Source organism: Faecalibacterium sp. An122 (assembly GCF_002160895.1).
In the GTDB taxonomy this organism is placed as follows: Bacteria; Bacillota; Clostridia; order Oscillospirales; family Ruminococcaceae; genus Faecalibacterium.
In genome coordinates this window covers 1-21913 of the sequence record NZ_NFLL01000036.1, presented here as the reverse complement: position 1 = coordinate 21913, position 21913 = coordinate 1, and the positions used below count along the sequence as shown (strand labels likewise).

Below are 21913 nucleotides of genomic sequence, written 5' to 3'. Positions count from 1 at the left end.
GTTATCCCGAATTTTTTGAACGAAATCAGCATGGAAACAGGCTGAAAAATAAGGTTTCGGGATAATCCAACTTTCGGTATAACCACTTTTATCCCGAATTCGGGATAAGACTGGCAAGCAATTCGGGTGTGGCCACACTCCGAAATTTTTGCAGGCCGCAGGCCCGCAAAAATGCTTGTTGGGGAGCTCCCCAAACCCGCTGGACTTCGGGACAAATTGTCCCAAAGTCCCGGCGCAAGCGCCTGTTGGATGCGGCCCGGGCTAACGCTCCTGGGCCTTATTTTCCCGCCCGCCCGTATGGCCGAGCAGATAATCAATGTTTGCCTTGACCGCAACGGCCTGCCGCATATCCGCCTGGGCTTTGCGGTACTTGGCATAGAGGGCCTTTTTCTTTTCAGAGAGTTCCCGGCGCTCCTTTTTCAGCGCGTCCATTTTCGGGAGCTTCGCCCCGCCTAAAAGATCATTCATGGCAGCTTTCGCCGCCCGGTATGCGGCCAGCTCCGCTTCATGCTGGGCCAGATATTTTCTGCTATACCGGGCCGCCTTATAGCCATCGAATACGGGCCTGGTTTTTGCAAAATCCACTGTAGCCCCCATGAGCTGTACTGTATGGGAGAGGGCTGCTTCGGTTTCCCGAAGCTCCACAGCCAGGGCGTGAAAGCGATCCACCGCCGCCTCGGTACTGGCCGCCAGTTCTTCATAGTCTGTGAGCTTATGCTCCTTGAGATATTGGAGTGCGGCGGCCATCTGTTTGAGGTTGTAAACTTTGGCCCACCGCGCATAGGCTGGGCTCTTGCCTTGTGCCATGCGCTCTTGAATATCAATAATCAGATTGACACGCCGGGGCGGAGCCGGGCCGTCTTTCGGGATCTCCGGGATAGGACGCTCCCCGGCAATCACCGCCCGGATGTCATCGGGATCAAAGCCTGGGCCCAGGACAGAAGCCCGCAGGCGGGTGTACTTATCCTGCCCAGGAGCCAGGAACGAGATCACGCCGCCCCGTCCATGCTTCACCGCAAAGCCGGACTCCTCCATAAGCCGCAGGAACGCCGGAAAGTCGGCTGGCTTTTTCTCCAGGGCCTCCACGATGGCCCATCGCACCCGCTGTTGTGCAGAGGGCGGCTTTTCCCCGATCCACTGGCCATAGTGGAGAAAACGGCCCTTGCTGTGCTGTTTCGGATTTTGAATGACCGACAACTCATGCTCGATGCACACCCGGTCAGAGAGCCGCCGCACCGCAAAGCTGGAGCCGATGAAGTTATGAAACTTCCGGGAGCAATCCTGGGCCGTGGAGTTGTAATAAATGTGATTGTGAATGTGGCCCTTGTCGATGTGGGTACAAACGAAAAACTGGTACTTGCCCTTTGTCCAGCGCATGGCTGTTTCATAGCCGATTTTGTTTGCCTCCTCCGGCGTGACCTCACCGGGAGGAAACGCCTGCCGGATCTGAAAGAACAGGGCCCCTCGCTCCACGGCCCGGCCCGTTTCCGCCTGGTACTGGCTTTTGGTCAGAAGAAATTCAGCCGGGGCCGATGCCGGATCGCAGAGGTAGGCAGACACAGCTCCTATCTTTTTCGGATTGAGCCCGTAGGCAAACCGATCTTCCATCGTCTGGACAGCAGTTTTTCCTGCCGCTACCTTGTAGGGCCGGATATAGGTTGTAGCGATAGCCGCGCCTCCTTTCTGAAAAAAAGACGGCGGCTGTGCTCCAGCCGCCGCAAAGGACTTCGGGACAAATTGTCCCAAAGCATCATCCCGCAATAAAGGTCTTTAACGAGTAGTTGAGATCATCCAGCTTGCAGACCAGCCACTCGGCTGCGGCGGGCAGGCCGAAAGGAGAAAGCAGAAAAGCAAGCACCAGCCCGGTGATCCCCCATTGTGGATTGCTCTGAATGAACAGCTCGAACAGGCCGCACACTGCAAGGATAAGGGACAGGATGCCAAGCACCCAGGACGCAAGGGAAACGCTGAAATTGAGGAGTGCGACAATCAGCGTAAGAGCCAGCACAGCAGGAGCCGCGATGATTTTTAGAATGATCCGCATAGCTTGATACCTCCTTATTTTTGTTGATGGTTTACCTCTATATGACTATTATACCTCTGTCCCGGAGGGACAACAAGGATGCCTCCGGCTTTCAGCACCTCGGGACAAAGTGTCCCGAAGTAGTGAAAGCCGGGGAACGGCAAAACCGCTCCCCGGCAGGACTAACGCTCCACAATAGCAGACAGTTTTTTCAAAAGTTCGGACAACGGCCCCCACAGCTTTTCATAGTCCCGTTGCAGGGCTTTGATTTCCTCGGGATAGATCCCGCCGTAGGTGTTTGCCTGGATTGCCACTTGATTGAGATTGTTTGAGCACCGCCGCTGGAGCGACACCAGCTCCCGGACGGGCGAAAGGTCAACATGGAGCACATACCCATTCAACGCCATTTTCCGCATATAGGCCCCCATGTTTCGGATGCCCGCTTCGGTCATGCGTTCCCGGATCAGCGTCTGCTCCTCCTCCGACACCATCACATGGAGATTGATCGGGCGGCGGCGTTTCTTTGTCATCGTTCCTCCCGTTCCAGACTGCGGCTGGCCCGGGGCGGCTCTTTTACCTTGTCTAAAGGCTTCTCTCGATCCCGGGGGCTTGCGGGGATCGGGGCATGAAATTCCCGGTAAAGCCGCATGGCCTCCTGGTCAGTAAGTTCCTGTTCTCGCTTTTTCTCCATAACACAGACCTCCTATCTGTCGTCCCGGCTGGGGCCTTTCTTTTCCGGCGCATCCGCGGCCCGCTGTTCCCGGGCCTTGCGTCCGGCCTCTTTCATCTGCTCGGCAATCGTCGGCTTCTTTGCCGCACCGCGCTCCGGCACAGGTTCACGGCCTTCGGGATTGTCATGGGCGGGCCGCAGCTCATAATCGGCCATCTGCTTTTCTGTCAGCGGGTGGAGATACCAAAGCTCACCCCATGCCCGGAATGACTCGCCCTCCACAGGTTGGCGGGCGTTGTAGTTGAGATGAGCCACAGGCAGGTTGTTCTTCGGGCGGGGATAGGTAGCTATATCCACGGGCCGCTGGGTAGAGTAATACTTGAAAAAATCCGGGCCGGAGGTTTCCAGCCGGGAAACGCCATACTGCTTTTCATAGCTGAACACGCGGCGGTTATAGTCCCCGATGGCTTCACATTCCTCGTTGAAGTAATGGCCCCAATAGTAGTCCCGTTTCCCGTCCTCCTGGGTAAACTGCCAGGTCACAAAGGGATTAGGGGCCTTGAAATTTTCTCCCATCGCAAAGCCCCGGCCATTGTCAAACAAAACAGACTGCCGGATCACATAGCCTTGATTGCTTTCCAAAGTAGCACCTCCTTAAAAAGCGGGCACTTCGGGACAAATTGTCCCAAAGCGCCACAGCATAAATGTTGACAGCATCCGGGTCGAAATGGGGCAGGCCATACTCTGATACGGCCCGCCCCAAAACAGCCCCCGGAAAGCCTTGATACAAGCGGGTTTTAAGGGGCCTAATTGTCAACACCCCAGCCCCGCTTTTTCCGCATATATTCCCTCTGCTGGCGGCGGTGGGCTTTCTTTGCACAGGCCGCCGAGCAGTACGCCTGCCGCCGATCCGGGGGAACAGGCCCGCCGCAGACCGGGCAGACCTTGAAATCCGGCCTGGGCCCTTCGGTCAAGAGAGCTGCCTCCAGCGCCGGATCAAGGGGCAGGACGGCCTCCCGGAAATAGCGGCAGTATGCGCCCGTCCAGCATTTCCCCAGCATATAGCACTCACAGTCCAGCGGCAGACACCCGCACTCCCGGTCATAGTTGGCGCACCATTTTACCACAAGAGAGCGGATGGCCGCTTTTTCTTCCCGGGTAAGTTCGCGGGACATCGCCTCACCTCCCGCCAGCCGGGGCTTTCAAAAGTTCCCGGTAGCAGGACACACAGCGGATGCCCCGCCAGTAGGGACACCCAGAGCACCGGGAGCCCCTGGGCGGCTTTGCCGGGGCCGGAGCCTGGGGATGGGGCTTCTGCTTCATCATTTTTTCAAAGGGGCTGTTGGTAAACCTCACTTGTCAGCCTCCTCTCCGCCATCGTCCTCCTCGTCCCAGGGCGGGCCGTCATCGTCCTCGTCCCCGTAGGGTTCCTCGCCGTCATAGCCGTCCAGCTCCCCGCCGTAGTCCTCCTCGGGCTCGGCGGCTTTTTGGTGTTTCGGGCGGTAAATCTTAAAGTACCAGCCAGCCCCGCCTCCGATCACCGCCACGGCCAGCACCAGCAGAAGCATCCCCATATTGCCGCCAGTTTCCGGCTCGGCCTCCTCCGGGGCAGGTTCCTCCGTTTCCTCCGTTTCCACGGGTTCCGGCTCAACGCCCGCACATTCGGTCATATTGATGGAGCAGACCGGGCAATCCGTATTGACAGCCCCCGCCGCGCATTTTTCAGAGCAGGAGCAGGCGGCCTGTTCCACCCCGGCAGCCTCCGCCGCAGCCAGCAGATCGGCCTCGTCCGTCATGCTCAAAAAGTAGGTTTCATACTGCTCGCCCTCCTCGTCCACGGGCTTGTCGTAGTCAATGACAATGTAAAAGGTGTTTCCGCCCGCCGTCTGCACCGTGATAAACTGCTTGTTGGTGTACTCGTCATAGAGCAGATCGCGGGTAACAAGGTTGCCCTCCTCCGAGAAGCCCTCGCCCGGTTCGATGGTGGGCTCCGGCTCCGGGGCCGTGGTTTCCTCGGTCATGGTGGGATCGCCATAGTTTTCGCCCTCACCGCCGTCTGCATAGGCAAAGGCCGGGACAGCGCAAACGCCGCATAAAAGAACGGCGGCACAGAGCGCCGCCGTCAAAGACTTCCATCGTTTCATATTCAGTTTTCCTCCTTCCCGCCGGGCTCGGACTTCGGGACACTTTGTCCCAAAGTACCATCGCCCTTCAGCTTTTCAAACAGCAGAGGGAGCTCCGCCAGGGGGATGCTCATACCCCGCACAATATCCACGATCTCGCTGTTTTCCGCCTCCAGCTTTTTCTGCTCCAATTCTTTCAGCCGGGCCTGCTGTTCGCTGATTTTGGCCTTGACCTTATCAATCTCAGCCTGGATTTTCATGCTTTTTGCCGTTGCCATGTATAACCTCCAATCATGGTAAACGCCCGTAGGCGTAGAAATGAGACTGCCAGTAGCTTGTATTTAGGTTCGCGTAACCGATGGGATTTCCACAGTGGAGCATCCGCCCGTCACCCACATAAATCCCACAATGGCTCACCCCCGGCGTATCATAAGTGCCCTTGAAAAAGACGAGATCGCCGGGTTGCGGATTGCTGGTCGGCGTACAGATGTTATAGAGCCCCTGGGCCCCCAGGCGGCCCACATTCCAGCCGGAGTGATTGATTACCCAGGACACATAGCCCGAGCAGTCAAAGGATGTGGCCGGACTGGAGCCACCCCACACATAGGGATAGCCTATATATTTCTCGGCCTCGGAGAGAATGGCGGCAAATGTTTCGTCATCCAGATACTCCCGGGGCACCTCGTACCCTTCGGGCGGTTCGGTGTACTTGCCGACATACTCGGAGCCGGGGAACAAATCCGGGCGGTTTCCCAGCGTTGCCATATAGATGGCATATCGGGACATCTGATCCTCGCTTAACAGGTAGACGGGCAGATGGGACAGGTTTTTGTTTTCCAGCGTCACATAGCAGATATAGTAATTGTAGGGAACCTCCACCTCGTAATCGTTGCCCTCGCTGTCGGTGCGGGTTTCCGTCCGGTAGCGTACCTCCACCACCACATCCTCGGTCAGAATGTACTGGCTGTCAAAGAGCGTTTGCAGAGAGCCCTCCACCTGGTCAAGCGTCCACTCTGTCCTTCATGGAGCGAACACAAAAGGGAAAGAAGCACATAGGGATCATGCTCAATTTCGTCCAGGTCGAAGTGGTACTCGTCATAGTCGTGGGTGCTTTCGTAGCTGTCCAGATAGTCCTGGAGCTCCGCTTCCAAACCACAGTAGGCGGCTTCGGCTCCCAGCATATCCCCGTCCTCACAAGGATAGGTGCTGGCACCCACCGCGCCGATGGTGCTGTTTCCCAGCGTAACAAGAGAAGAAGAACAGGACTGCATCACCAGCACAAGCAGGACGCAGGCCAGAGCCAGCAGACAGCCCACGGGATGGCGTTTGACAAAGCCCACCGCCCGGGCCGCCAGCTTTTCTGTGGTAACAGCCGTTTTCCCGGCGGCCTGGGCTCCGTGTTTGGCAGCCTCCTTTGCCTGCTTCTGGTATCGCCTGCGGAGCCGCCGCTTCTGCCAAAAACGAGACAAGGCGTTTTTGGAGAGCTCCGGGTGTTCCTGGGCGGCGGTATGAAAGTGATAATCCGCCATGGCCTTGATATACCGGGACTCCGCCTTCTGAACCGCTTTCGCCGGATGTTCCCGGATTTTCCGCTTCACAAACCGGGAGCCATGCCGCAGGGCAGACTCGCCCACAAGCTCGGAGCGGTGGGCCCCTTCGATGCCCACATTCTCATGCTCGTTTTCGTAAATCTTCCCATGCACAAAGCTGTGGGCGGAGCCGCTGGCCACCCGGCCCACACGCCTCACTGGGCCCGGCTTTTTGGGCGGCTTCTGTTTTGCCAGCTTTTCCTTTGCCCGATCCAGCTTTTCCCCGCGCTTTTCCATGCGGAGTTTGGATGCCGCCGCTTTCTCCTGGTTGCTTTTCTGCCGGAATTTTGACTTTGGGACACTTTGTCCCGAAGTGCCCCCGGCGCTTTCTGCACCAGTTCCGCCCGGATCGGCGGCCCCAGCCGCCTCCCTGGGCCCTGGGCCCGCGTTGTTATTCGGTTTTCGTTTCATTCTTCACATCCTCCGGGCGGGTAGTCAGCAGGTTATAAATCTCGCCTTTCGGGAACCGATCCACAAAGGGGATGGTCACATTCCCATAGAACAGCAGGCCCTCGCCGGAATTGGAGTGGGTGATGTAGGAAAGCTGATGCTCGGAAATGCCGAGCTGTTTTGCAAGGATTACCCGGTCGCTTTGGGCCTGGGACAGCAGGATCATAAAATCCGTGTTGTCGAGAATGTTCTCAATCTCCCGGCTGGCCAAAAGGTCTTTCACATTCTGTGTAAGTGCGCTGGGTACACAGCCCTTCTTGCGGAGCATTTTCCAGATCGCAACAAAGTAGCTGGCGGTCAGAGGATCGCGGAGCAGGACATGGAACTCGTCAAAGTAGCACCAGGTCGCCACGCCCTCCCGAAAGTTGGTATCCACCGCCTGGGAGACAAACTCGTTTGTAATGTGCATGGCAATCTTGCGGAGGTTTTCTCCCATGTTCTTGAGCACGATGCACACCACCCGGCTGTCCGTTTTTACATTGGTCGGATGGTTAAAGAGATTGAGAGAGCCCGTACAGTAGAGCTCCAGGGCCGTTGCTACCCGGCGGGCCTCCGGCTCCGGCTGTTTCAAAAGCTCCTCGTACAAGTCCTGCAACAGCGGCGTTTTTTCCGTGGCAATCCCCAGGGCCTGCTCCCGGTAGACCAGCCGCACACAGCGGTCAACCACCGTTTTTTCGATGGGCTGTAAGCCGTCCTTGCCGCCTACCACCAACTCGCACAGGGAAAGCAGGAAATCCGCCTTCATGGAGAGCGGGCTTTCCCCGGCGGTCATATTGAGCTCCACATCCATCGGGTTTAAGTGGTGGGGGCTGTCTGGGGCAATCTCAATCACCTGGCCGCCCAGCCTGCGAACCAGCGGGGCATATTCCCCCATCGGATCGACAATCAAAATCCGATCCTGGGGAATGGCAAGGAACACATTTAAGAGCTCCCTTTTTGCGGCAAAAGATTTTCCCGAGCCGGTAGAGCCCAGGTAAAGGCCGTTGGCCGACTTCAGCTTTTTTCGGTCAGCCATGATGACATTGTGGGAAAGGGCGTTCATGCCGTAGTAGAGGGCCTGCCCAGCCATCCGCAGCTCCCTTGTCATAAAGGGAATGAAAATCGCCGTGGAGCTGGTAGTCATGCCGCGCTGGATCTCCACCTCGTTATAGCCGAGAGCCAGCGAGGACACAAAGCCCTGTTCCTGTTGCCAGTCAAGACGCTTTAAGGAGCAGTTGTATTTCTGCGCGATGCCGCCCACAGTAAAAACATCGTTTTCCAGCCGCTGGCGGGTGGGGGCAAAGTTTACCACCGTGAAAGTGAGCAGGAACATCCGCTCGTTGCGGGACTGGAGGTCGGCCAGAAGCTCCGCCGCGTCCTTGCTGAATGTAATGAGGTCGGGCGGCAGGATGTCGGGATCGTACCCGGCCCGCACCGCCTTGCGCTGTTCCTCCACTTTCATTTTGCCGATGTCGGAGATTTTGCCCTTGATGGTCTTAATGGCCTTGAGCTGATCCACTGTCTGAATATGGAGCGTAACCGTCATTTCCGCATCCATCTCCAAAATCTCCGCAAGGAGCTTGTCAGAGAGTTCGGATGCTAAAATCTGCAAGTAGGACACCGCGCCCCAATACTGGCCAATCCGAAACGAGCGGGACTGCCTAAAGTCGAAGCTGTCCGGGGCGATAAAGTCCTTTGTGCCAAGCCCGGTCTGCGGAATGTCCTTCCACGAAAAGTGGAACGGCTCCCGGTTTCCCGGGTGCATCTGGCTGTGGAGCAAGGCCAGCCTTGCCCGCCCGTCCATCGGCTCACAGGGAACGCCCAGCCGCTTGAAGTTGCCCATCACATCGGCCTCCACGCGCTCCAGGCGGGGGCGGGCCTCCGCGATCCCTTCGGCGGGTATGCCGAAAGTGATGTATTTGGAGCGTTCAATGCCGTTGTTACTTTTGGCGATCTGATTTTTCAGCATCCCGGTAAACTCCTCCCGAACGCTGTTAAAATCATCATCCGCCTGGGGAATGTTTACTTTGTAGCGGCTCCTGGAATGGGAGCGGCGATTGATAAATGAAAGTTGGAACGGCAGAGTGCTGTCAAAGTAGTTGAGGAATGAGCTCCAGCCGCCGAAAATGGCCGTCTGATCCTCGGTGCTTGCCACAGAATAATTGATGTCCTCATATTCCACGGTCTTTGTATAGAGCCCGCCGGGGAGCTTGCACACCCCGTCCGGGTGCATCGCCAGATAGGGGATGGTCTGCTGGACGGACAGGGCCGTCCGGCTGTTACCCCTTCCGGGACTGTTTTTGCTTTTTGCCTTTCGCAATCGCATCCTCCTTTCTCACAGCGCCCCGCCCGGTAAACGGGGCGTAAATGTTTTCTGTCTGATAATGCCGAACCCCGGGCCGCAGGAATTTGGCCCGAATGATGTTGTGCACCACCTTTTCAAAGGGGAGCCCGTCTTTTTCGTACATCGCCAGCAGGAACGCCGGGAGCATGACGGCCAGCATTAAGAACATGGCTCCGGTATTTCCGAGTGGCTCCCGGGTCAGCAGGTAGGACGGGATGCCGATGGCCGCCGCCCCGCCAAAGCAGATAAGCTGGCGCTTTGTCAAATTGAACGCCATCTTCGTTTTGATTTTGGATAAGTCGTTCGGGACATTTACATAGGGCATGAGAAACCTCCTTTCTCGCCCCGGAGACTTCGGGACAATTTGTCCCAAAGTCCGGGACGGTGCTTTCTACCTCATTTCCCCACACATCCCAGCCGGGCGGCGTCTGTCTTGCGAACAGCTCCACCCGGGGCAGATCGCCCATAAGTGCAACAATCTTTTCCCGGGCCTCGTCCGGCTTTTTGCTGTGGGCTTCAATGGGGGAAATGATAAACTGGTGGATATTGGCCGCCTGCCGCTTCGGATGCCCTTTTGTTGCCAGCAGGCAGACCTCCGCATTTCCCCTCGTCCAAAAGCCCAGGCCGTAAAACCAGCTATCAGCCTTCCTGTTTTTCTTCAGCCAGACGAAAGCCACGGACTTATACTGAAAGCCCCACGCCTTAATCAGCCGCAGAGCCTCGGGGAGCTGGGGGAAAGTCGCCCACAAAAAAAGCGCACTGTCCGGGGCGGCCAGATCCGCCACCGGGAGCGCACATAACTCGTCAATCCCCATTGTGGGATAATGATTTTCCGCCGCCCCCTGTACCTTGCTCCGCTGGTACTGCCAGGGAGGATCGGCGTAAATGATAGAATAGTCTCCGATAATCAAACTCCTTTCTCCCCGGCCTCCACCGCCGAGCGCGCCACGCGGATGCGCTCACTGGCGGCGGCGTAAAAGGCCGGAGCCGTTTCAAAGCAGACGAAGCTGCGGCCCATGTTGAGGGCGGCAACAGCGGTTGTGCCGGAGCCCGCGCAGATGTCGGCCACCAGCTCGCCGGGCCGGGTGTAGGTCTTGATGAAATACTCGCACAGCTCCACTGGCTTTTGCGTGGGATGGATGCCGCCCGTTACCGTAGGGACAAACAACACATTTCCCGGATAGCGCCGCCCATCGCTGGACTCGGAGCTCTGCCGCTCGAATTTTCCATAGTTCGGGCTGGTGCCGCTGCGGGCATGGACACGGCTGTACGGCTTGCCGTAAGTAAACTGCGGATTGTAAAGTGGGGCTTTCTGATAGAACACCAAAATATTCTCCGACTTTTTCAGCGGAGCCCGGTTTGCATTGAGAAATCCCGTCCCACGCTCCTTGTACCAGATCCACTCATAGCGGAGCATGGAGAGGTTGGAGGCCCCCAGCACCTTGTCATAGGGGCATTGAGCAAAGAACAGCACCGCACCCTTCGGCTTGACGGCCCATTTCACCGCCTCCCACAGCTCCGGGAGCGGCAACGGCACATCCCAAAAGTTGCGGGTAGTGCCGTAGGGCGGATCGGTCAAAAGCATATCCACCGAATGACGGGGGAGGGAGCGCAGGCCCTCGATGCCGTCCATCAGAAACAGCCCCTCTGGGCAGTCCGGGGACTTCGGGACACTTTGTCCCAAAGCCGCCTTATCGGTCATCCCTTGCCTCCTTGCCCTTTGCCGGGACAGGGCGGGCAGCGTTTTCACGGGCGGCCTGCGCCCGCCCTTCGGCTAACTGCTGGGCAATCGTCTTTGCGTCATCCCTTCCGCCCAGCAATTCCCGCTTTTGTAAAATGGCCTCCGTTTCCGCCATAAAGCGGGCAACATCCGCCTCGTTAAAGTCCTCCGGCGCTTTTCCATACCACAGGCGCGTCCCGTCGGGCCCATATCTTCTCGGCATATAACACCCCTTTCTTTAATGAGCTCCAAAGATGCTTTTTGAAATCGTTCCGGTTTTGAACAACATAAAGCAGAGCAGAACTGTATAGCCCACAGCTCCCCATATTGCGCCGATGGGATCTCCGCCTGTGGCGATCCCTTGAATGAGCACCGCATAGATGCCCACGCACAGCAGGATCAAAAGCCCCTGGAAACCGATGGCGAACAGGGACTTCAGATAATTCTGCCCCATGCTCCCCATTTCACGGTTGGACAGGGTAGCCACCGGGATGGGCGCTAAACTGGTCAGCATATATATTTCCAGCATACGGCCATAAATCAGAACGAAAATCACGATATTCAGCGCGGTCATGGTAAAGCCGATAAAGATCGACTGGAGCCACAGGCCCAAAAGGGAACCCAGCCCCATTGTCTCCAGCGTGGCCTCCAAATCCGCCAGCATATCCGGCGAAATATCCGTGGAGCCCTGGATCACCCCCGCCGAGCTTGCAATCACGCTCTGCGACACATCAAAAATCGCGTTGACGATATTGAATGTGTTGGAGAGGATCAGGATGGCCGCCGCCGTTTTGAAAATCCACTTGAAAAACATCCAAGTGTCGATGTCGTGTAAGTTATTGCGGTCTATGAGCATTTGAATGAGCTCATACACCGCCACATAGGTTAGGACTAACCCGGCAATCGGTAAAATTACCGTTTCGGAAATTTGGCGGATAAGGGAGAAAACCCCGGCGTTCCATGCCGCCGGGGTTGTTCCCACCTCTCCCGCAATCTCCCCGACTCGGGCGTTTACCGTATCAAACAGGCCGCTCAGATTGCCTAAAATGCCTTCAATGAGCAGGCTTTTGAGCCAGTCGGTCAGCCAGTCGGTGAGAAATCCCATAAGCCGCTACCTTAAAACAGGCCGGACAGCAGAGGGATCAGCGTAGTACCCAGCAGGATGATGCCGCCGCCGGCCATCAGCTGATTGACCCCCAAATAGGTGGAAGTCACAGCTCAATGACCGGCGGCGGTGTGTCAGAAACGATTTAATTTTGATTCAGGCGGTGACCTGCTCCGCCTCTGCTATGGGTTTGAGGTTGAAATGGATCTCGATGGTGATGTGCCGGGTCCGGTCGGGGTCGATCTGCTCGTGGACCACGATCTCCTTCACCAGGCGGTTGATGGTGGCAGCATCCAGCTCTGTGATGTCGGCATACGCCCGGATAGCCTCAGACCACTGGCGCGCATCGCTGGCCAGCTGAAGCTCGTCCGCCAGCTTCTTGCGGCCCTCGGTGATGCGTTCCTTGAGTTGAGCCTGTTCGGTCTGGGTCTTGTCCAGCATGAGATTGAAGTTGGCTTCGCTGATCCGCCCGGCAACCATGTCCTCGTACAGCCGCAGCACCATCTTGTCCAGTACCTCGACCCGCTCCTCGTCCTTGGCAAGGGCGTGTTCCAGCGCTTCGCGCTGGGCTTTGCCTTCGGCAATACAGTTGTCAGATAAGCGGCCAGCAACTGCGGCTTCATCCCGCAGGGCAGCTCGGGCGCACTCCTGGATTTTGTGCAGCACAAGGTCATAGAGCACGTCATATTCCACCCGGTGCTGGGTGCAATGGTTCTTGCCGTAGGCGTTGTAGGTCTTGCAGGCGTAGATTTGCTGGGGGTGCTTGGCGTTGGTGGCCCGGATGGTCAGGGCCTTGCCGCACTCGCCGCATTTCAGCAGCCCGGCAAACAGGCTCACTTCCCCGTTTTGTCTGGGGCGCTGGCGGGACCGCAGCTTCTCCTGCACAATCTCGAAGCTGCTTCGGTCAACGATGGGCTGGTGCTGCCCTTCGACCACAATCCAATCCTCCGGTTTCTTTTCCCCGATGGTGCCGATTTTGAAGCGATACTCCTTCTTCTGGGAAGCAATCGCGCCAGTATAAACGGGGTTGGTCAGGATGTCCTTAATAACCGTGAAGTCCCAGATATACCGCCCCTTTTCGGGGTCCTGCTTCTCCCATTTGGTAAAGGTATTGCGCAGGCCCCGCTGGCGATTCCACCAGGTGGGACAGGGCATCTTCTGCTCCTCCAGTCTGCGCCGGATGAAGTTGGGACCGTGACCTTCCAGCGCCCACGCGAACAACTGCCGCACAATGGGGGCCGTTTCCTCGTCCACCAGAAGGTGGTTCTTGTTGTCCGGGTCTTTCCGGTAACCAAAGGGCGCGACGCAGCCGGTAAACTCACCCTTTTGAGCCTTCAGCAGATACGAGGAATGCACCTTTTTCGAGATGTCCTTGCTGTACATCTCATTGAGGATGTTTTTGAAGGGAGCAATGTCGTTGTTCTCCCGCATGGTGTCGATCCCGTCATTCATGGCGATATACCGCACCCCGTTGCGGGGAAAGAAATCCTCGATGAGGTAGCCGGTCTGGAGGTAGTTCCGGCCCAGACGGCTCAAATCTTTGGTGATAACCAGGTTGATCTGCCGGCGCTCAATGGCTTTCAGCATCCGCTTCAGGTCGGGCCGCTCCATGTTCAGCCCGGTGAAGCCGTCGTCCTGGTAAACTGCCACAACCTCCCATCCCTGCTTTTCGCAGTACTGTTCCAGCATATCACGCTGGTTTGCAATGCTGGCACTCTCCCCCTGCAGGTCATCGTCCTTGGAAAGCCGACAATAAATGGCTGCCCGGTACGTTCCCGCAAAAGCTGCGCCCATTGCATCATACATCATTGTGTTCATCATAACCGTTACCCGCACAATCCAGACGGAATTCGGTTATCTGGAACCTTATCTACAGTATATCGAAAATCTTCCTCCTTCACAAGATAAATCTTTCTCCCCTGCTGATACTTGCTTGCAATCAGGTCTACAAAAACATCCGTCGCATCCTGTTTGCCGTCAAAGATCGACGTAACAGAAATTTTGGTCTTGCTCTTGGTCATAGGCCCCACCTCCTCACACATCCAGGTTGTTCTCACGTTTGGGTCCTTTGGGATGGGCATACTCTGCCAGGACCTCCGGCGGTATCCGCTCCAGAATTGCGAGAGCCTCCTGATACTCCCGCTGGAGCTTGGCATCTTTCAGCTGCTTCAGAACACTCTCATGGGTCGCCTCGTCCAGGGACTCCGAGAGCTTTTTGTTTTTCCGTTTGAGTTTTTCATTCTCGGCTCTGGTATTGGTGAAGGCCGTACTGTACTTTTTGAGCTGGGTCCGCATCTTCTCCACGGCCGGGATATAGCTGTCCAGCAGTTCGGAAATCTCGGCGGCCCGCTTCTTGCCGTTCAAGGGACCGATGCCAGCGAGCAGCTGGTCCAGCTTCTGGCGCTGCTTGGTCAGGCGGGTCATCTCCTTGAAGATACGAGGCGGGATATGGTCGCGGCCCGTCTGGCTTGCGCTCTCGCCGCGCTCCAGGTCGGGGTATTTTTTGACCATGTGCTCCCAGAACTTGTCCTGCCACCAACTCAGCTTCTTTTTGTTGCCTACGATTTCTTTGGCGCTGAGTCTCCCATCTGGCGTCAGAGGGACAAAAGAAAGGTGCATATGGGCTGTTTTCTCGTCCATATGCACTACGGCGGAGATAATTGTCTCTTTGGCTTGATACTGCTCCAGGAAGTGGAGCGTTTCTTCAAAGTACTGCCGGATTTCGGACTGCTTCTTGCCCTGAAAGAATTCCGGTGTGGCGGTGAAAAGGACTTCAACCAGCCGAACGCTGTCCTTCCGGGTGCGGCAGCCGGCGGCACTGATCTGCCGCTCGGCTTCGGCCCGGTAACGCTGGGGCGGCTCGATCAGGTGGAAGTTGTTCTTGCTGCGGGAAAGGTCAATATCGGGATTACTGGCGTACTTCTCTTTTCTGCGCTCGTTGTGGGCTTCGATGTTGGTGATCTCCGGCCCCTTGTACTTGGCGAAGCGCATGATGGCATATTGTGGTTGGCTCAAGGGCGGCCCTCCTTTTTGGCAATTCAATCGTATTGATGACGGGCATAGTAAAACTCCTTTCGTTCATGTAGATGGATAGGTTTTGATGATCGAGGTGGTGCTCACTTTGAACATCACCTCACTGTAGCAACTTGGGCGAACCTGTGTGCTTGTGAAATAAGCATTTTAGTGGCGTAAAGAATTGCGTATATAGCGCGTTTTGGGGTTTTCGCTATGTACGTATGTACAGAAGCGGTACATACGTACACAGCAAAAAGGGCAAGTTCTCCTATGTACGGTCCTGTCCAGGTTATAAGTCCCTTCACTAATAGGAGTAAATCAGGGTGCAAATCGGAACCATTCAGGAACTCCTGCAAAAATTTTTTGGACTGTGCCGCTGCGGCGGGGCATTCTATACCTTTGTTCCGCAGACAGCAAAAGGCTGGCAGCTTGTGCTTTTAGGCACAAACTGTCAGCCTTTCTTTGTCACTTATGCTGCCCTGCAGGGGCACCTTGTTGTCAGGAGACCCGGGCGGAATTGCCCCACGCAGCCGCCGTCTGCTGCACAAAGGTATAACACACTAGACTTTCTTTCTATGAAAGTCGTGTGCCACGAAACCCCGGCGCGGTTTCTTTGGATTCTTCCGGCGCAAAGGGCCGGCGCAGCGGGCAGGGCCGCGGTTAAAATCCAAACCGGCCCACCAGCAGCCCCCCAGGCAGAGCACCAGGGGCAGCAGGATATTCAGGCCCAGCTGGGTGAGCCAGATGCGATCTTCCAGCGCCTTGTACCAACCATTCAAAGGGACCCGCTCCTCTCTGTGCGGCGCCCCCGGCATCCCGGGCCGGGCCCCAGGCGCAAAAACCCCCTCCCGGGCGGGGAGGGGGTGAGGGTTAGGTCATCACCTGGCCTGGTAGCCGATCTTGGTGCCGGCGAAGGCGCCAGACCCAGGGTCGCCGCCCTCGCCGCCGATCTCATCAGAGGCCTTAGTCGGTTCGCCATCCGTGGCGGTGATGGTGCAGGTGTCGTTGTCGATAGAGCTGTCGTCCACGCCTTCCAAACTGCTGTTGTAGCCCACAATGCCGCCGGCGGAGGCAATGCCATCTGCTCCACATGTGGCGGAGACGGTGGTGCCATCTTCCACCTTGCCGCCGCTTACGCTGCCTTTGTAGTTGAAGCCCGCAATGCCGCCGACGTAGGCAACGCCATACCCGGTGCTTTGAGCATTGATTTTGCAGTTGCTGACTGTGCAGGTGCCACTTACGCTGCCGCTTTCGTTGGTGCCCACAATGCCGCCGGCGTGGATGGTGGCATTATTCAAACTAGCACCAGCCTCGATAAAAACATCGGTCACAGTGCAGGTGCCCTCTATGGTGTTGGTCTTATTCCAACCCGCAATGCCGCCGGCGCGTTTGTCGCCAGTGGCGCTGACGCTGCCGCTGGTGTCGATTGTCACTGTGCAGCCGCTGATCGTGCCGTTGTTGACGCCCGCCACTGCGCCGGCTTTGCCGCTGTCGCTGCCGTTGCTGATCGTGTCCGCCACCGTGATGTTCAGGTTTTCCACTGTGCCGTCGTCTGCAATCTGCGCAAACAGGCCCGAGCCGCCGGTCAGGGTGATGGTGGCTCCGCTTTCACCCTGCAGGGTGCCTTTAAAGGGCATCTTAAACGTGTCATTGACAGAGTAGGTGCCAGTTTTCAGGGTGATGATGATATCCTCAAAACCATTGTTGCGGGCGGCTTCCACCTTCGTGTCGGGGTTGCTGAAAAACAGCTCTTGCATTCCTTTGCTGTCCAGCTCCACGGTGATGGTCTTTTTGGTCACGTTGTAGGTGAAGCCGGTGCCCTTGACCACCAGGTCGTCCGGCCCATCGTCCCGGCTCCCGGGCTGCTCCACGGTAGCCTGGACCAGGATGGCGTAGCCGTTTTCGGTCTCGAGCATGGCCAGGCCGGCGCTGTACTGGCCGTCCCTGGGCAGGGAGCCGAAGACCTTGTTCCACTCGGTGAAGGCGGACCGGGCTGCGGCGGCGGGGTCGTTGCCCGGATACAAAATCAGGTTCCAGGCGCTGTCCCCCTGCTGGCCATCGCCAATGAGGCGGAAGCTCACCCCGCTGCCCAGAATCTTTTCCAGGGCGGCGCGGATTTCCTCCTCGGTTTCGCCCTCATGCACCGCCTGGCGCAGGTCGGCCTCCAGATCGGGGTCGATCTCGACGGCGACGTTGGCGTACTGGCCGTCCAAAAGGTCCAAAATTACCTGGGACAGAGCTTTGCCGCCGCCGCAGCCCGCCAGCAGGCTGAGGGCCAGGGCCGCTGAAACCAGCAGCGCCAGCCATTTTCTTATCTGCATACTCATTTCTCCTTGCGATCTGTGAATTTGTTCACTGGCCCCAGTGTATCAGAAATCAGCCCCTGCATCAATCATGCCAAAGTATTAGAAAGCGAAAGCTGTGCAAAAAAGAATCCGCATTACGCCGTTTTTTGCCGTTTCAAGGGAAGACTTTTTTCTGCGGTTTTCGATCCAACGCCGCCCGGGGCGTTCAGAGGTCGATGAAATGCAGCCGCTGGGCCGCGTCCCTGACCTGGGTTCGGCGGGAGATCTTCAATTTTTTCAGAACATGGCTGACATGGGTCTTGACGGTGGGCAGCTTGATGTGCAGAGCCTGGCCGATCTCGGCGTTGCTCTTCCCGGCGCAGAGCAGCTGCAGCACCTGGCGCTCTGTCTCGGAAAGAGGGGCTTCCATCTGCTGCGCCGGGGAGAGGAACTGGGGGTAATACGCTCCCTGCCTCCGGACTTTGCGCACCACCTGCGCCAGGAAGTGCGGGTCGGCGTCCCAGGTGGTATGTTCCAGCAGGGGCAGCACAGCCCCGCCATACTGACTGACCGTCCGCACAAAGCCGAACTCCCGGGCCGCGTCCAGCGCGGCAGCCAGTCGGGGTTTCCAGTCGGGGCTGTTCTGCCGGTATTCCGCCACCGCCCGCAGAAGGTTCAGGCTGATGCCGTCGATGTGCCTCCGGCAGAGCTGACAATAAGGTTCCAGCGGGGCCAGGGTGACCTGGGCCCCCTGGGGGTCCCCCAGGGCCAGCTGGGCCATGGCCTGTGTAAAATACTGATACCGCTTGAGGGTCTGCAGATACTGGGGGTTGCGGGGGGCTTTGTCCCGATACCAGAGGGCCACGGCGGCGTCATTGCCCTGCATCATGTCAATGCGGCAGACAAAAGCGTCCAGGTTGGGCAAGAACCGGGTCTGCTCCTGTCGAATGAACCGCTCCCGCAGATCCAGCAGGCTTTCGCGGGCGTCCTGGGCCCGCCCGGCGTCGATCTGCACCCGGGCCAGCAGCCCCACCACTGCGAATTCCATGTCAGGCGTACCCTCCCGCCGGATGTGCTCCAGCATAGCCAGCAGCTTCATGGCCTGGTTTCGGACGTCCTCGCCCTTTTCAAACAAACTCTCGGTCAGGGCGCAGTCCGCCAGGCCTACTCCGTCTTTGCCCAGCGCGGCCTCCACCGGCAGCCGAATGGTCTTGTACAGCAGGGTGTCCCGCTTGCTCCAGGGGGAAAAATCCTTGCCGCCGTTCATCAGGCTGGGCAGGGTGCTGGTCACAGAGAAAGCCGGCAGGGAAATTTCCCGGTTTTTCAGCAGGGTGAACAGCCTGGGAAAAAGCTCCGTCAGCCCCTCCACCTCCCGCTGGGGCAGGCCAATGTCCAGCCAGGCCAGACGGCTGCGGGCTTCCCGGGCATCGGCCCCTGCGGCTCTGGCCCGGTACTCCTTCAGCGCGGCATACCACCGCTCCGACCCGGCGTAATCCATCTCCAGGGCACAGAGCATGCTCATGGCCTGCATCAGAACCGGGTTCTCCCGCACCTCTGCCTCGGGCAGGGCCCGGTAATAGGGTTCCATCTCGAGATAATGCCCCATGCCGGGGTGGAGGCCGGCATTTTTGACCAGCAGGTCGGCAACCTTGGCCTTGTTCCCGCTCTGGGTATAAAATTTCAGTGCAGAGCCGTAATCCTCGTTTAGTTCATAGTAGAGGGCTCCACGGTCACAGAGGGTGCAGCGCTGGTCGCTGGTGTATTTCTGGTCCAGCTCCCATTGCAGGAACCGGCGGAAGATGGGCCAGAAGGTGTAATTGCCCAGCTTTTCCAGGTGCATCATGCTGGTCTGGCGAAGCAGGCCAACCAGACGCTCATTGGCGTGGGGGTCCCCCGTGACGATCCGGGCCAGCTCCGGGGTGACAGTTTCAAAGAGGGACAGCTCCATCAGAAGGCGGCGGGTTGCTTTTTCCATCCGGCGAAAGACTGCTTCTTCATAATAATAGAAAATTTCCTGGCGGACGGCGTCGGAGGTGGCTGCGGCAAAGGCCTCGCCCCGCTCAAGGTGCTGGGCCAGCAGTTCCAGCGCCAGCGGATAGCCATTGGTCTCCTTATGAATGGCGGCCAGCTCACTGGCGGAGAGATAAACCCCATGGGCCTGCAAAAGCTTGTCCGCGGCGCCCCGATCCAGCAAAAGATCCTGCGCTGTCAGAACCCCCAGCACACCGGTCGTCTGAAAAGGCAAAAGCCACCCGGGCAGCGGGCCCCGGCTCAGCAGCAGGACCCGGTGGCTGCGGCAGCTCCGCAGCAATCCGCAGAGCGCCTGCTGAGCGCCTTCGTCCTCCAGCTCCTCCAGGTCGTCCAGGATCAAGGTATTCCACTTTTCTTTCAGGCTGGGCAGCGAGAAGCCCGGCTCCCGAGCCGACAGGGTCACGGTGCGGCCAAGCCCGGCCAGCGCCCGGGCGGCGCAGCTTTTGCCGAATCCGCAGGGCGCGCTGAAAAGCACCGCCCGGCAGCGGTCGGCCAGCTGCTTGTATTTTTCTTTTAAGGCGTCGGTCAAAAAGGTTTCCATCCTGTATTCCTCATCGGCCTGTCAAACGGCAGGGCCATTTTTGCAAGTTGGGTGCAGAAGCGTTCCTGTTAAAAGCAAGACCATTGTACCATCAAACCCGAAGGGCTGTAAATCAGCCGAAAGTATGAGTGAGAAGGAGCAGTCCTGCACGTTCGCAGAAAAGCAGACTTTTTTTAAAAAATGTATGCAGGAGTTGCCCACAAACCCAGCGTAGGGCTGAGCCCGACAGTCAGACCAGGAGGACTCGGAGGTAAACCCCCGAGCCCTTCCAAAAATCAGACGGGAGATCAATTCCCCTGAAAATTTTACTCGCCGCCCCGTCTGGATTGTGCCTTTCCTTTCTTATTTTATTACAACTACTTGGCCATCAAGTGCTTCATGCCCTGGCTTTTGGAACCTGGATTGTCGGAACCATAACCTTCCAAGAGGTTGACAACGCCCCACACGCCCAAACCAGCGCCCAGCGCAACAACGAGAGTCTGCAAAGTATCAATAGCGGAAGAAAAGAACTGCATAGAGCCTCCATTTCTCCGGGTGTTCCCCGGCCATGAAAAAAGCCGCCATCACTGGCGGCAGGTTACAGCTTCGGGACACTTTGTCCCAAAGCCCATTTATGCAAAGGCGTCTGGATCGTCGATGTCGTCATAGTTGAGGATGTCCTCGTCCTCTTCCGTGAGCGCATCGTCCGGCACAGCCACCTCATACATCTCACACGCCTCGTTAAGCCCGGGCCGCCTGCGGCGGTTTATGAGCTTGTCGAGGTCAAAAGCGTTTTTCTGTTTGTCGGCTTCAGCCGTGTATTTATAATTCGGGTGCTTTTTCAGATCATACTTCGGGGAGTAGAACGGGGGCAGGCCCCGAAGCTGTAAAATGCACTTGTCCCCGGGCATGGTAGCCAGCTCGCTGGGTGTCATCAGCTCCCGGCCCAGCCGCTGGTTATTTTGACTGTAGCTTTCCGACTGCCCCCGCGAGCGGCTGTCGGTCTGCATGGAGATTGTTGCCTTTCCCAGCCAGTTTTCCGATATTTCCTTGATGGTGCTGGCCTCACGGCCTCCCAGGAATACCACGCTGTCCATATTTCCGAGAATTGTCTCCGCGTGTTTATCGTAAATGGCCTTGCACTGCGCCAACTGCTGGTAAAAGAGCGTCAGCGATACCTCGCGGGAGCGGATTACCGCGCAGATTTTTTCGAGCTGGGGCACCTGTCCCGTGTTGGCCGCCTCGTCCCACAGCACCCGTACATGGTGGGGCAGGCGGCCTCCGAAAACATTGTCGGCCCGTTCACACAGAAGATTGAACATCTGCGAAAAGGCCAGCGCCACAAGAAAGTTATAGGTCTGCGTGGTGTCCGAAATGATAAAGAACACCGCCGTTTTCCGATCCCCGATGCGGTCAAGCTCCATCTCGTCATAGGCCATAATCTCCCTAAGTTGAGGGATGTCAAAGGGCGCAAGGCGGGCCCCGCAGGAAATCAAGATCGACTTTGCGGTTTTGCCGCTACTTAACTTATATTTGCGGTACTGCTTGACCGCAAAACAGTCCGGCTTGCGCTTTTCCAGCCCCTTGAACATATAGTCCACGGCGTTTAAGTAGTTTTCATCGTCCTCCTTTACTTCCATGCCGGAAATCATATCCACCAGCGTATTCATGTTCCGATCCTCGGCGGGGCCCTCGAAAATGATATAGGCAATCAAAGCGCAGTATAAAAGCGTTTCCGCTTTCGTCCAAAACGGATCGCCCTCCTTGCCCTCGCCTTTGGTATTGGAAATCAGCGCATCCACAAATTTAAGGATGTCGGCCTCATTCTTGATATAGGCCAGCGGATTATAGTGCATGGATTTTGTGAAATCAATGGAATTGAACACCTTGATCCGATACCCGCGCCGCTGTAAGAAAGAGCCCACCTGGGAGAGCACCCCGCCTTTCGGGTTTTGTCAATAAGGAACAAGAAAAAAGTATCTTGCTTTTAAGCGGTTTCATCGCCGCTGTCGTTCTTGATAAGGCGCACAACCTTGTCCGTAAAGGTTTCCCGGCTGGT

The 21913-nt window shown here is 57.2% G+C and carries 19 protein-coding genes and 4 pseudogenes; all 23 read right to left on the bottom strand.

Going from position 1 to position 21913, the window contains the following annotated elements; genetic code table 11:
- Positions 1-261 precede the first annotated feature (261 nt).
- Positions 262-1608, bottom strand: coding sequence for a relaxase/mobilization nuclease domain-containing protein (locus B5E67_RS13890; RefSeq protein ID WP_087385721.1), 1347 nt, complete (start codon positions 1606-1608; stop codon positions 262-264).
- 142 nt (positions 1609-1750) lie between these two features.
- A complete protein-coding gene (locus B5E67_RS13885; RefSeq protein ID WP_087385720.1) occupies positions 1751-2044 on the bottom strand; it encodes a CD1845 family protein in 294 nt (97 codons plus the stop codon).
- A 161-nt stretch (positions 2045-2205) separates the two neighbouring features.
- Positions 2206-2553, bottom strand: a complete 348-nt coding sequence (locus B5E67_RS13880; RefSeq protein WP_087385719.1) for a plasmid mobilization relaxosome protein MobC — start codon at positions 2551-2553, stop codon at positions 2206-2208.
- A complete protein-coding gene (locus tag B5E67_RS15755) occupies positions 2550-2714 on the bottom strand; it encodes a hypothetical protein (RefSeq protein ID WP_204246559.1) in 165 nt (54 codons plus the stop codon). The genes B5E67_RS13880 and B5E67_RS15755 overlap by 4 nt, the downstream gene beginning before the upstream one ends.
- A gap of 12 nt (positions 2715-2726) precedes the next feature.
- Positions 2727-3335, bottom strand: coding sequence for a hypothetical protein (locus B5E67_RS13875; protein ID WP_087385718.1), 609 nt, complete (start codon positions 3333-3335; stop codon positions 2727-2729).
- A gap of 164 nt (positions 3336-3499) precedes the next feature.
- Complete coding sequence (locus B5E67_RS13870) at positions 3500-3868, bottom strand: cysteine-rich VLP domain-containing protein (RefSeq protein ID WP_087385717.1); 369 nt, start codon at positions 3866-3868, stop codon at positions 3500-3502.
- Between the two features lie 177 nt (positions 3869-4045).
- Positions 4046-4837, bottom strand: a complete 792-nt coding sequence (locus B5E67_RS13865; RefSeq protein WP_087385716.1) for a DUF4366 domain-containing protein — start codon at positions 4835-4837, stop codon at positions 4046-4048.
- Positions 4838-4839: 2 nt separating this feature from the next.
- Complete coding sequence (locus B5E67_RS13860) at positions 4840-5094, bottom strand: DUF4315 family protein (protein ID WP_087385715.1); 255 nt, start codon at positions 5092-5094, stop codon at positions 4840-4842.
- Positions 5095-5107: 13 nt separating this feature from the next.
- Positions 5108-6816 (bottom strand): annotated as a pseudogene (locus B5E67_RS13855) (C40 family peptidase).
- Positions 6797-9067 (bottom strand): DUF87 domain-containing protein, encoded by a 2271-nt coding sequence (locus B5E67_RS13850; RefSeq protein WP_087385722.1) that lies wholly within the window; start codon positions 9065-9067, stop codon positions 6797-6799. Before B5E67_RS13850 ends, B5E67_RS13855 begins: the two are co-directional and overlap by 20 nt.
- Positions 9068-9113: 46 nt before the next feature.
- Positions 9114-9503, bottom strand: a complete 390-nt coding sequence (locus B5E67_RS13845; RefSeq protein ID WP_087385714.1) for a PrgI family protein — start codon at positions 9501-9503, stop codon at positions 9114-9116.
- Between the two features lie 55 nt (positions 9504-9558).
- Positions 9559-10089, bottom strand: a pseudogene (locus B5E67_RS13840) (MT-A70 family methyltransferase); the annotation flags it as partial.
- Positions 10086-10880: a site-specific DNA-methyltransferase gene (locus tag B5E67_RS13835; RefSeq protein ID WP_087385713.1), complete on the bottom strand. Its 795-nt coding sequence runs from the start codon at positions 10878-10880 to the stop codon at positions 10086-10088. The pseudogene B5E67_RS13840 and the gene B5E67_RS13835, both read right to left, overlap by 4 nt.
- Positions 10870-11121 (bottom strand): hypothetical protein, encoded by a 252-nt coding sequence (locus tag B5E67_RS13830; protein WP_087385712.1) that lies wholly within the window; start codon positions 11119-11121, stop codon positions 10870-10872. The genes B5E67_RS13835 and B5E67_RS13830 overlap by 11 nt, the downstream gene beginning before the upstream one ends.
- Before the next feature lie 15 nt (positions 11122-11136).
- The gene (locus B5E67_RS13825) at positions 11137-12003 is read right to left on the bottom strand and encodes a CD0415/CD1112 family protein (protein ID WP_007055142.1); all 867 of its coding nucleotides are present in this window, start codon (positions 12001-12003) and stop codon (positions 11137-11139) included.
- 11 nt (positions 12004-12014) lie between these two features.
- A pseudogene (locus B5E67_RS13820) lies at positions 12015-12095 on the bottom strand (Maff2 family protein); the annotation flags it as partial.
- 64 nt (positions 12096-12159) lie between these two features.
- Positions 12160-13797: a recombinase family protein gene (locus tag B5E67_RS13815; protein WP_087385710.1), complete on the bottom strand. Its 1638-nt coding sequence runs from the start codon at positions 13795-13797 to the stop codon at positions 12160-12162.
- A 32-nt stretch (positions 13798-13829) separates the two neighbouring features.
- A complete protein-coding gene (locus B5E67_RS13810; RefSeq protein ID WP_087248217.1) occupies positions 13830-14024 on the bottom strand; it encodes a hypothetical protein in 195 nt (64 codons plus the stop codon).
- A gap of 13 nt (positions 14025-14037) precedes the next feature.
- On the bottom strand, positions 14038-14994 hold the full coding sequence (mobV, locus tag B5E67_RS13805) for a MobV family relaxase (protein ID WP_343286530.1): 957 nt from the start codon (positions 14992-14994) through the stop codon (positions 14038-14040).
- 902 nt (positions 14995-15896) lie between these two features.
- On the bottom strand, positions 15897-17339 hold the full coding sequence (locus B5E67_RS13795) for a hypothetical protein (RefSeq protein WP_087385707.1): 1443 nt from the start codon (positions 17337-17339) through the stop codon (positions 15897-15899).
- A 190-nt stretch (positions 17340-17529) separates the two neighbouring features.
- Positions 17530-19875 carry a LuxR C-terminal-related transcriptional regulator gene (locus B5E67_RS13790; RefSeq protein ID WP_087385706.1) on the bottom strand — a complete coding sequence of 782 codons (2346 nt, stop codon included), beginning with the start codon at positions 19873-19875 and terminating at the stop codon, positions 17530-17532.
- 356 nt (positions 19876-20231) lie between these two features.
- A complete protein-coding gene (locus B5E67_RS13785) occupies positions 20232-20390 on the bottom strand; it encodes a Maff2 family protein (RefSeq protein WP_087385705.1) in 159 nt (52 codons plus the stop codon).
- Positions 20391-20486: 96 nt separating this feature from the next.
- Positions 20487-21806: pseudogene (locus tag B5E67_RS13780) on the bottom strand (type IV secretory system conjugative DNA transfer family protein); the annotation flags it as partial.
- Between the last annotated feature and the right edge of the window lie 107 nt (positions 21807-21913).